Annotated in this window: 5 protein-coding genes; 4 read left to right on the top strand and 1 reads right to left on the bottom strand. The window is 72.9% G+C overall.

Annotated elements, in window-relative coordinates; all coding sequences use genetic code 11:
- The first annotated feature begins 103 nt into the window (after positions 1-103).
- Positions 104-1,603: a DUF222 domain-containing protein gene (locus tag VFW71_00965; protein ID HEU5001336.1), complete on the top strand. Its 1,500-nt coding sequence runs from the start codon at positions 104-106 to the stop codon at positions 1,601-1,603.
- A 440-nt stretch (positions 1,604-2,043) separates the two neighbouring features.
- A complete protein-coding gene (locus tag VFW71_00960) occupies positions 2,044-2,961 on the top strand; it encodes a diacylglycerol kinase family protein (GenBank protein ID HEU5001335.1) in 918 nt (305 codons plus the stop codon).
- Positions 2,962-2,991: 30 nt separating this feature from the next.
- Here VFW71_00960 and VFW71_00955 read toward each other — a convergent pair whose 3' ends face one another.
- The gene (locus VFW71_00955; protein HEU5001334.1) at positions 2,992-3,294 is read right to left on the bottom strand and encodes a hypothetical protein; all 303 of its coding nucleotides are present in this window, start codon (positions 3,292-3,294) and stop codon (positions 2,992-2,994) included.
- A 206-nt stretch (positions 3,295-3,500) separates the two neighbouring features.
- On the opposite strand from VFW71_00955, the gene VFW71_00950 reads away from it, so the two are divergent.
- Both VFW71_00950 and VFW71_00945 read left to right on the top strand, forming a co-directional pair.
- Complete coding sequence (locus tag VFW71_00950) at positions 3,501-11,453, top strand: Ig-like domain repeat protein (protein HEU5001333.1); 7,953 nt, start codon at positions 3,501-3,503, stop codon at positions 11,451-11,453.
- Between the two features lie 13 nt (positions 11,454-11,466).
- A partial coding sequence (locus tag VFW71_00945; GenBank protein HEU5001332.1) for a GNAT family N-acetyltransferase occupies positions 11,467-11,780 on the top strand: 314 nt, incomplete at its 3' end.

Genomic DNA, 11,780 nt, shown 5'->3' with positions numbered 1-11,780 from the left:
TCGCCAGCCTCCAGCGGCCTCCTGGCTCACTGCTCAAAGATTTTCAAGATTTTTTGCCACATCCCTTGCATGCTCGCGGCTTGGGTGTGGTAGACTAGAACACATGTTCGAGCAACCGACCGCGGATCTGTTCCCGCCCGAGGGGTGGAGTGCCGATGCCCTGGGGGATGCGGTGGTATCCCTGGCGGGCCAGGTGGCGGCCGGGCAGTGCCAGCTGCTGTGCTGGCTGACGGCCTTCGAGGCCGCCCAGCACTGGGAAGGCACCTCGGAGACCGCCACCTGGCTGGGCTACCGCTGTGGCATGGCCCCCCGGGCGGCCCGAGAGCTGGTGGCGCTGTCCCGCCGCCTCCGCGAGCTGCCCAAGATCCGGGAGGCGTTCTCGGAGGGCAAGCTGTGCCTCACCCAGGTGGCGGCCATCGCCCGCATCGCCACCCCCGAGCTGCAAGACGAGCTGATCACCCTGGCCCGGGTGACCACCGGCTCCATGCTCGCCCGGGCGGTGGCCAAGTACCGCCACCTGCTCGCCACCTTCTCCGAGGAGGCCGAGAACCAAAAGGTGATGGACGCCCGGGAGGCCTGCCGCCTGGCGATGTGCTTCGACGACGAGGGCTTCTTCCACCTCACCGGCACCTTCGGCCCCGAGGCCGGGGCGGTGATCGAGGCGGCCATCACCCAGGTGTGCGCCGAGGCCAAGGCCGAAGCCGGGGAGCTAGAGGATCAGGACTCCCCGGTTGGGACGGCACAGCACCCCATCCAGGCCCGCCAGGCCGATGCCCTGGTGGCGCTGTGCGAGGCCGCCCGGGACCGCCAGCTCACCTCCCGCCCGGGGACCGCCCGGGCCGAGGTCGTGGTGCACGTCGACGCCGCCCTGTTGGCCGGGGATCGCCCCGACGCCGAGGCCCGCTGTGAGCTGGAGGCCGGGCACCGCCATGCCGCCCCCCTGGGTCCCGAGACCGCCCGGCGGATCTCCTGTGATGCCTCGGTGGTGGCGGTGGTGGAGGACGCCGAGGCCAACCCGTTGTCCATCGGGCGGCGCAGCCGGAGCATCCCCACCCCGATCCGGCGTGCCCTCAGCTCCCGGGACGGGGGCTGCGTGTTCCCCGGCTGTGGCCATACCCGCCACCTCGAGGGCCACCACCTGCACCACTGGGCGCAGGGCGGGGAGACCTCGCTGGCCAACCTCGCCTTGTTGTGCTGGCCCCACCATGTCGCCGTGCACGAGGGGGGCTACCGCATCGTGGCGGCCGCCCCGGGGGTCTTCACCTTCATCCGCCCCGACGCCTCGGTGGTGGGCGCCGAGCATGACCCCGATGCCACACACACCGCCCAGCTCGGCTTCCCGGTGGAGCCCACCGACACCCTGAGCCGCTACCTCGGGGGATCCATGAACTTAGTCGACGTCATCTGTGGGCTCTACAGCAAGGACGGCCGCTTCTCGGGGGTGCCCCGGGGCGTGATCGAGGAGGCAGCCAAGCCGCCCCCCGACACCCGGGCCCGCAGCTCCGGGTTCCCGCCCGAGGACGCCTGGCTGTACGAGGAGCAAACCGAGACCGTCGAGCTCGGCCCCGCCCACTACGACTGGGAGGACCCCCCGCCCCGTTAGGGCCGGGCCTCCACGCTCCACCATCCAGCCGAGCCGTACCCTCTTCACCCTGCGACGGGGGCCGGGCGTCACTGGCGCGGCGCTTGGAGATGGAGCCAGCGCCCCTTCCGGAGTTTCCTGTGACGCTGAGCCACCTATGTGGTGGTTCATGCTCACAAGAATGGCGGGAGGGCTTCCCGAGCCACTTCAGCGATCGGGAGCCGGGGGCCGCGCCTTCCCTACCTGCACGAGTGGAGCAGCCAGTGGCGGCACCACGCCGCCAACTATGGCCGGCGGGGGCGGAATGCCGGGAGCGAGTGCTCATTTCGGCGTGTGGGCAGCGGGTCTCGGCCCCGGCGCCCCGGCCAGGTTCCTGGGGGTTTTCGCGCTCCGATCGCCAAGCGGGGTAAGCCGGACACCGCCACGAAGGACAGCGGTTCCTGGCGTAGAATCCGGGCCTCGTGGGGTCCCCGTTCGGCAAGGCGTACGTCATCGTGAACCGCCGCGCGGGCAAGGGGGCGCGCCACCCGGAGGAGTTCGGCAAGCTCCTGGCCGAGGCCGGGCTCGACTTCGAGATCCACGTCACTGAGCGCGCCCACCACGCCGTGGAGCTGGCCCGGGCGGCGGTGGACGGGGGGTGGACCTACATCATCGCCGTCGGCGGGGATGGGACCATCCACGAGACCGTCAACGGGATGATGGGGCCCGAGGGCGCCCGCAACCCGGAGGTGGTGCTGGGGGTGGTGCCGGCCGGGTCGGGGTCCGACTTCGCCCGCACCTTCGGGCTGCCCGACGATGCCTCGGGCGGGGTCCACCACCTCGCCGGTGACAGCATCATGGACATCGACGTCGGCAAGGTGACCTTCACCACCGAGGGCGGGGAGGCCACCCGCTGGTTCCCCAACATCGCCGAGGCCGGCTTCGGGGCGGACGTGGTGAAGCGGGCCGAGAAGCTGCCCCGGCGCCTCGGGCGCACCCGCTACCTCATGGGCTTCTGGCTCACCCTCGGCGGGTTCAAGGCCACCAAGGGCACGGTGACCTGCGATGCCAAAGAGCCGTACGAGGGGCGGGTGACCAACCTGGTGGTGGCTAACTGCCAGTTCTTCGGCGGCGGCATGCATGTCGCCCCCAAGGCCAGCCCGGCCGACGGTCGCTTCGATGTCTTCATACAGATCGGCAACAAGGCCGATTACGTAGCGACAATTACCAAGATCTTCAAGGGGACCCACCTGCCCTCGCCCTCCATCAAGGAGTACCGCGCCCGCAACGTGGAAATAACTGCCAAAAGGCCGCTCCGGGTGGAGGCGGACGGCGAGCTGCTCGGGAGCACGCCGGCGTCGTTCTCGGTGGTGCCGGGAGCCCTTCGACTCAAAACGTGAACGAATCTGAGGGTGACAACGACGGCGGGATCAGAAGACGGTGTGGATGAGGCCCCGGGCAATGGTGTAGGCACCGACAGCCAGGAATAGCACGACGATCAAGATTATCGGTCCCACCCACCAGTCCGATTGGCGCTCCAGAGGCGTCTTGTCATTTTCGCCCGCCAGATACAACGCGACACTCCGACCGCTTTCCGGATCCCGGACCACCGCATGGTCCGCCCCGCCGTCATCGAGCGAGGACGCCCCCACCAGCAGGTCGGCTACCTCAGCCGGGTTGAGGTGCAGCGTCACCTCCTCAAGGGTGCGCCCCCGGTCGTCCTCAATATCCATTAGCAATATCCATCCGCCCGATTGTACGGACTCGGCTCCAGAAATAGTCGCGGATTTCCGCGACTTCTGCCTTCTCGGCATGCAAACTACAACGATGCAATGCGTTCCTTCGCAAGTAGCGCGATCGAGTCACAACTAGGTCCGGTAGGGACGCAACAAGTTTCAAGTAAACCTTCATAGCCGGGGCTCAAGGGGAGGTCAGAGGCATGGACGCGGCACCACACCGGAGGTGGGGCCTTCGTAGCACCGTTGTCGGGGGGATGGTCGCCCTGCTGGTGGGGCTGACGGTGGCCCTGCTGCACCCCGTGGCGGACGCCAGCGCACAGGTCCTGACCGTCACCGGGCTGGGTGACGCCGCGGGCAGCTGCTCGGCAGGATCGTGCACCACGCTGCGGGCGGCGGTGGGCGCCGCCAACCTCCTGGCCTCCTCGGCGGCGAGCCCGGTGGAGATCGACCTGCCCTCGGGCACCATCACCCTGACCAACGGGGCGCTCACCCTCGGGTCCGCCGCCAATACCTTCACACTTATCAAGGGGGCCAGCCCGGTGCCGGGTTCCTCGGCCATCGTCCAGGCGACGCCGGCCGCCGGAGTGTTCGTCACCCCGGTGCTGCCCGGCATTACCACTAATTTCCAGGACCTCACGATCTCGGGGGGCGACGCCCAGGTCTTCGGCGGCGGGGCACTGCAGACCGGGGCGAACGGCGACGCGGCCACCTTCACCGACTGCCGGCTGGTCGGCAACGCCGGGAGCTCGGGCGGGGCCATCGTCATGAACCCGGCGGGCGATCTCACCATCGTGGGCTCCACCTTCACCGGCAACCACGCGACCGCCGGGGCCGGCGGGGCCATCCAGTTCGACAACCTCGACGGGGGCGGCACCCTGGCAATCACTGGAAGTAGCTTCTCGGACAACACCGCGGTGGCGGCCCCGGGGGGCGGGGTGCCCGGCGGGGCTGTCTACTTCGAAGGCGCCACGCTCACCGTCACGAGCTCCACCTTTGACGCCAACACGGCGGGGTCGGCGCTCGGAGCCGAAGGCCAGGGTGGGGCGATCTGGGCCGATGGGGAATCCGCCGGCTCCATCTCCCTGTCGCAGTTCACCCGGAACCAGGCCATTGATGGTGCTCCGGCGCTCAACCCGGACACCCGGGGCATCGGCGGTGCGATCTTCAACCAGACCGGAGACCTCACGGTCTCGCGCAGCCGCTTCGCCGGCAACGGCGCCTCCCAGGGCGCCGCCATCGAGGAGTCCGGCTCGGGCAGCGTCTCGGCCGTGGACAACTGGTGGGGGAGCAACAGCGGGCCGGGCAGCGCGGTGAGCGGGGACAGCATGGTGGCGTCCTCGGCCACGCCGGCGACGAGCCCCTGGCTGCAGCTGCGCGCCGGGGCGTCCCCGGGCCAGATCGCCCCCGGGGCCACGGCCACCCTGACCGCCGACCTCCTGGGCCAGAGCGGCGGAGGACCCCTGCCGGCCGGCTCGCTCGACGGCCTGCCCACCTTCCCCGCCGCCACTGCCACGGTGTTCTCAGGGGCGACCAACGGCACCCTGGCGGCCGACCCCGCCGCCTTCGTCAACGGGGTCGCCACCAGCGGGTTTACCGGCGGGACGACCCTGGGCAGCGCCGGCTCCCAGGTGACCGCGGACAGCCAGACCCTGCCGGTGACCCTCCAGATCGTGGCCGGGAGCGCCACCGCCCTGTCCTCCTCGGTCAACCCGTCGGTGGTCGGCCAGGGGGTGCAGTTCACCGCCACGCTGTCCTCGGCCTCTCCGGGCTCCACCCCGCCTGCGCCCACCGACGGGACCGTACAGTTCTTCATCGACGGCTCCCCGTTCGGCTCGCCGGCACCGGTGGCCACCGGGACCGCCCAGTCGGACGTGGACACCGGCCTCGCCCCCGCCACTCACACGGTGACCGCCACCTACTCGGGCGGCAGCGGCTTCTCCGCCAGCACCGCCACGCTGGCCGGTGGCCAGGTGGTGCACCGGGCGGACACGACCACCACCGTCGGGACGTCGGGCAACCCCGCCGGGGTGGGCGACGCCGTGACCTTCTCGGCGACGGTCACGGTGACCGCCCCCGGGGCGGCTGCACCCGGGGGAACCGTCCAGTTCAAGGACAACGGGGTCCCGATCGGGGCGCCCCAGCCGGTGGACAGCAGCGGGGTCGCCACGCTCGCCACCTCGGCGCTGGCGCCCGGGAGCCATACCGTCACCGCAGCCTTCAGCGGGGACCCGCTGCTGAACGGGAGCAGCGGGCAGCTCAGCCCCGACGAGGTGATCGAGCGGGCACCGACCGTGGTGACCCTCGGGTCGACTGCCAGCCCGTCGGTCACCGGCCAAACTGTGACGTTCACGGCTACCGTCACCTCGACGTTCACCGGCACGCCGAATGAAACGCCGGGTGGGACCGTGCAGTTCGCGGTGGACGGGAGCCTCCTCGGGGCTCCGGTCCCGCTCAGCGGTGGGTCGGCCAGCTCGACCCCGCTCGGCACCTTGGCGGTGGGCGCCCACACCGTGACCGCCACCTACAGCGGGGACACCACCTACGCCCCGGGCACCGGCACCCTGGCTGGCGGGCAGGCCGTGAACCGGGCCGGGACCGTCATCACGGTGGGGACGGCGCCGGACCCGTCCCTGGTCGGCGAGGGGGTCACCTTCAGCGCCACCGTCACGGTGACCGCCCCGGGCGCCGGCACACCGACCGGTGCCGTGCGCTTCGCGGTGGACGGGGCCGACGTCGGGAGCCCGGTGGCAGTCAACGGCGGGCTCGCCACCCTCCCGGGCCTGACCTCGCTCACGCTCGGGAGCCACAGCGTCACTGCCACCTACCTGGGCGACCCCGGGTTCCTGGCGAGCACGTCGGCACCGGTGACCCAGGTGGTGAATGGGTTCCCCACGACGACCACGGTGACCTCCACCGCCAACCCGTCGGTCTTCGGCCAGCCGGTCGCCTTCGCCGCCCAGGTGGACGCCGGGGCCCACGGCACCCCGCCCGGCTCGGTCCAGTTCACCATCGACGGGGCTCCGGCGGGTGGGCCGCTGCCGCTCACCGGCGGCGTGGCGGCCCTGCCCCCGACCGCCGCCCTGGCGGTGGGAACGCACACGGTCACCGCCACCTACCTGGGAGCGCCCAGCTTCGGGCCGAGCACCGGTCAACTGGCGGGCGGCCAGGTGGTGGACCAGGCGAGCGTGGCGGGCATCCTGTCCTCCTCGACCAACCCCTCAGTGTTCGGCCAGCCGGTGACCTTCACCCTCACCGTGAGCCCGATGGCGCCGGGCGCCGGCAGCCCGTCCGGCTCGGTGCAGTTCGGCGTGGACGGCACCAACATGGGTGCCCCGGTCCCGCTCGCCTCCGGGTCGGCGGCCGTCACACTCGACGCGCTCTCGGTCGGCACCCACATCGTGACCGCCACCTACAGCGGAGATGCCAGCTTCGCCGCCGCCGGTGCGACCCTCTCCGGGGGGCAGGGGGTGGCCAGGGCCGGATCGGCGACCGCGGTCAGCGCCTCGGTGAACCCGTCGGTGGCCGGCCAGCCGGTGACCTTCACCGTCACGGTCACGGCGGTCGCCCCCGGCTCCGGCACCCCGACCGGCACCGTCCAGGTCTTCGTTGACCGGGCGCTCGTCGAGCAGGATGCCCTGGTGGGCGGCGTGGCGACCACGGCGCCCCTGGCCACGCTCACCGTCGGCAGCCACGTCATCACCGCCGCGTATGCCGGCAACGACGACTTCAGCGCCAGCTCCTCGCCCAACGTGGGCCAGACGGTGAACCGGGCCGCCTCGGTGACCACGGTGAGCCCGGCCGCCTCGCCCAGCGTCTTCGGGCAGGCGGTGACCTTCACCGCCGTCGTGGCCCCGGCTCCTCCCGGGTCGGGCCAGCCCGGAGGCGTGGTCACCTTCTTCGCCGACGGCGTTGGCTTCGGGAGCGCCGCCCTCTCCGGCTCGACCGCCGTGTCCCCACCGCTCGCCACCCTGGCCGCCGGCACCCACGCGGTCACCGCCACCTTCGGGGGCAACGCCACCTTCGCTCCGAGCACCGGGGGGACCAGCCAGATCGTGAACCCCGCGGGCACGGCGGTCTCCATGACCAGCGAACCTGACCCGTCGGTCTTCGGCGAGGCCGTGACGTTCTCGGCGACGGTCACCGCCGTGGCCCCGGGAGCGGGCATTCCCACCGGCACCGTGCAGTTCCTGGCCGATGGGACCCCGCTCGGAGCGCCGGTCGGCCTGGTCGGGGGCAGCGCGTCGGTCACCGGCACCGCCCTGCTGGTGGGCGACCACGTCATCAGCGCGCACTACGCCGGCAGCGCCGACTTCGCCGCCTCGGATGCCACCACGGCGCAGCACGTCGATCCCGCCGGGACCACGGTCAGCGTGGCGAGCTCGGCCAGCCCCTCGGTCTTCGGCCAGGCAGTGAGCTTCACCGCCACCGTCACCCCGGTGGCCCCGGGGGCCGGAACCCCGAGCGGCACGGTCCAGTTCTTCGTGGACGGCGGGCCCTCGGGGGCCCCGGTGGCCCTCGCCGGGGGGTCTGCGGGGGCATCGGCCGGGCTGGCGCCGATCGCCTCCCTGGCGGTGGGGCGGCACACCGTCACCGCCACGTACGGCGGCGACCTGAGCTTTGCGCCCGGCTCCGGGACCCTGGCGGGGGGCCAGATGGTGGATCGGGCAGGCACCTCCACCACCGTGACCTCGTCGGTCAACCCGTCGGTCACCGGCCAGGGCGTGACGCTGAGCGCGGCGGTCGCCGTGGTCGCTCCCGGGGCCGGGAGCCCGACGGGCAGCGTCGAGTTCTTCGTGGACGGCACCTCAGCCGGCACCGCCACCGTCACGTCGGGAAGCGCCGAGCTGCCCGCCATCGCCACCCTGGCGGTGGGCACGCACCCCGTGACCGCCACCTACTCGGGCGACGCCAGCTTCTCGGCCAGCACCTCGGCGACCTTCAGCCAGGAGGTGGACAAAGCCGGGAGCGCCACCGCACTTACGTCCGCCCGCAGCCCGACGGTGTTCGGCCAGCCGGTCACCTTCACCGCCACCGTCGCCGCCGCAGGCGCGGGCAGCGGCCAGCCCACCGGGTCGGTCGACTTCTTCGCCGACGGCGTCGCCTTCGGCACCAGCCCCCTGGCGGGGCAAGTGGCCGTGTCGCCGCCCATCGCCAGCCTGGCAGCCGGGTCCCACACGGTGACCGCGACCTACCGCGGCGACGGGAGCTTCGCCGCCAGCACCGGATCCGCCACCCAGGTGGTGGACGCGGCCGCGACCACGGTCGCCCTGACGGCGGCCCCCAACCCGGCGCGCTACGGCCAGCCGATCACCTTCTCGGCGACTGTGACCGCCGTCCCGCCGGGTGCCGGCACCCCGACCGGGAACGTCCAGTTCCTGGCGAACGGCGCCGCGTTGGGGGCACCGGTGGCGCTTGCCCATGGCGTGGCCACCCTGCAGGAGGGCGCCCTCCCCGCCGGCACCTACAGCGTCGATGCCACCTACCTGGGGGACGCCAACTTCTCGGGCTCCACCGATCCCGTCGTCATCCAGATCCAGCCCGCTGACACCGCCACCACCGTCACCTCCACCGTCAACCCGTCGGCCTTCGGCGAGGCGGTGAGCTTCGCCGCCAAGGTCGCGCCGCTCCCGCCCGGGAGCGGGACGCCCACCGGGACCGTGCAGTTCTTCCTCGACGGGTCGGCATTCGGCACCCCCGCCCCACTCGCCGGCGGGGTGGGCACCTCCGCCGCCACGACCTCGCTGGCGGTGGGCACGCACGCGGTGACGGCCACCTACGCGGGCACCGACAACGACAACCCGAGCACCTCGGCCGCCTTCGCCCAGGTGGTGTCCCGGCTGGCGCCGGGCATGTCGGTGACGTCATCGGTCACGCCCTCGGCCTTCGGCCAGCCCGTCACCTTCACCGCCCAGGTCACCGGCACCGACGGGACGCCCACCGGCACCGTCCAGTTCGGCGTGGACGGGGCCAACCTGGGTACCCCCGTCCCCCTGGTGGGCGGGATCGGCACCTCGGATGCCCTCACCACGCTGGCCACCGGCGACCACGCGGTGACCGCCACCTACAGCGGCAACGCCGTCTACCTGCCCGCCACCGGGTCGGTCACCCAGACTGTGGCCAGGGCGGACACCACCACCGGGGTCACCTCCTCGGACAACCCGTCGGTCTTCGGCGCCGAGGTCCACTTCACCGCCACCGTCGCTGCGGTCGCGCCCGGCGGGGGGACGCCCGTGGGGTCGGTGCAGTTCGTCGTGGACGGCTCCAACCTCGGCGCCCCGGTCGACCTCGGCGGGGGCCAGGCCGGCCAGGCGGTCTCGCCGCCCGCCGGCGGGCTCGAGGTCGGCAACCACAGCGTGTCTGCGCTCTACCTGGGCGGCGCCAACTTCAGCCCCAGCAGCGCACCGCTGGCCGGCGGCCAGACCGTCACCCGGTCGCCCACCGGTCTCGATGTGGCCTCGTCGGCGAACCCCTCGGCCTTCGGGCAGCGGGTGGCGTTCACCGCCACGGTCCGGGCGACCGGCGGGGGAGCCGGCACGCCCGACGGCACGGTCCAGTTCTCCCTCGACGGCGCCCCCCTGGGTGGCCCAGTGTCCCTGTCCGGCGGCGTGGCGGGCACCGGGACCATCAGCTCGCTCGCCGCCGGCCAGCACGCCGTGAGCGCCCAGTACTCGGGCAGCGGCGACTACCTGGGCAGCACCGGGTCGCTGAGCGGCGGGCAGCAGGTGGGCCGGGCGGCCACCACCACCAACCTCGGCTCCTCGGAGAACCCGTCAGTGGCGGGCGACGCCGTGACCTTCCGGGCCACCATTGCCCCGGTGGCGCCCGGAGCCGGCGTGCCCACCGGGGCGGTCCAGTTCACCATCGACGGGGCCGCCGCCGGAGGTCCGGTGCCGATGTCCGGAGGCGTGGCGGCCTATACCACCGGCGACCTCGGCCCCGGGGTGCACATCGTGGCCGCCGCCTACCCGGGCGACGCCGGCTTCTCCCCCAGCACCGGGACCCTGAGCGGCGGGCAGACCGTCGCCTCCCGGGACATGGCCGACCTGTCCCTGGGGATCTTCGGCCCGCACCGGGCGGTCGCCGGGCTGCCGCTCACCTACGGCGTCCTGGTGGTGAACACCGGGCCCGCCACGGCGACCGGCGTGCAGCTCACCGACCACCTGCCCGGCGGCGTGGGGCTCGGTCCGGTGGCGCCCGGCCAGGGATCGTGCACGGCGGCCGGGGACGTGGTGACCTGCTCCCTCGGCTCGCTGCCCGCCGGCGAGCACACCCTGGTGCACATCACCGTGACGCCGGGTTCGGGTCGGGCTGCAGGGACGCTCACCGACTCCGCCTCGGTGAGCGCCGACCAGCCCGACCCGAACCCGGCCTACAACACCGCTCAGCTCATGACGGCGGTGCGGGGGGCCGGGTACTGGCTGCTGGCGTCGGACGGCGGGGTCTTCAGCTTCGGAGGGGCCGCCTTCCACGGGTCCACCGGGGGCATGGTCCTGAACCGCCCGGTGGTGGGCATGGTGCCGGCGCCCGACGGTGGGGGGTACTGGCTGGTGGCCTCCGACGGCGGCGTGTTCGCCTTCGGGGACGCCGGCTTCTACGGGTCCACCGGAAGCCTGCACCTCAATGCCCCGATCGTGGGGATGGCGGCCACTGCCGACGGGGCCGGGTACTGGCTGGTGGCCTCCGACGGCGGCATCTTCGCCTTCGGCGACGCCGGCTTCTACGGGTCCACCGGCGGGCGTAGCATCGCCGGGCACGTCGTGGGCATGGCCACCACCCCCGATGGGGCGGGCTACTGGCTGGTGGGCTCCGACGGGACGGTGTACGCCTTCGGCGACGCCCAGTCGTTCGGGTCGGCCGGTGGGGGGCACGCCGCCATCGTGGGCATGGCCGCCACCGCCGACGGGGCGGGCTACTGGCTGGTGGGCTCCGACGGGACGGTGTCCCCGTTCGGCGACGCCGGGGCGCTCGGGTCCCTGGCGGGCATCCACCTGGCGGCCCCCATTGTGGGCATCGCCGCCACCAGCGACGGGGCCGGGTACTGGCTGGTGGGCTCCGATGGCGGCGTGTTCGCCTTCGGGGACGCCCCCTTCCTGGGCAGCATGGGCGGCCAGCACCTGAACAAGCCGGTCATCGGGATCAGCGCCAGCGGCTGAGGTGGCGCCTCCCGTGGCGCTCCGCCCGGCGGAGTCCGGCGACGAGTCCTTCCTCCGGGCGCTGCACGCCTCGACCCGGCAGGATCTGGCGGTGCTGCCCCTGCCCCCCGGCCAGCTCGAGGCCCTGCTCGACCTGCAGTTCCGGGCCCGGGAGACCTCCTACCGCCAGCAGTTCCCGGGGGCGGAGGACTCGGTCATCGTCGTGGACGGGAAACCGGCCGGCCGGTTGCTGCTGCAGCGTGCCCTGGGTGCGCCGCCGCGGGCGCACGTCGTGGACATTGCCCTGCTTCCTGCGTACCGGGGGCAGGGGATCGGGACCGCCGTGGT

This window comes from Actinomycetota bacterium, assembly GCA_035765775.1.
Lineage (GTDB): Bacteria > Actinomycetota > CADDZG01 > JAHWKV01 > JAOPZY01 > DASTWV01.
The sequence above is the reverse complement of the archived record's forward strand: the minus strand, read 5'-3'. Positions and strand labels throughout refer to the sequence as shown.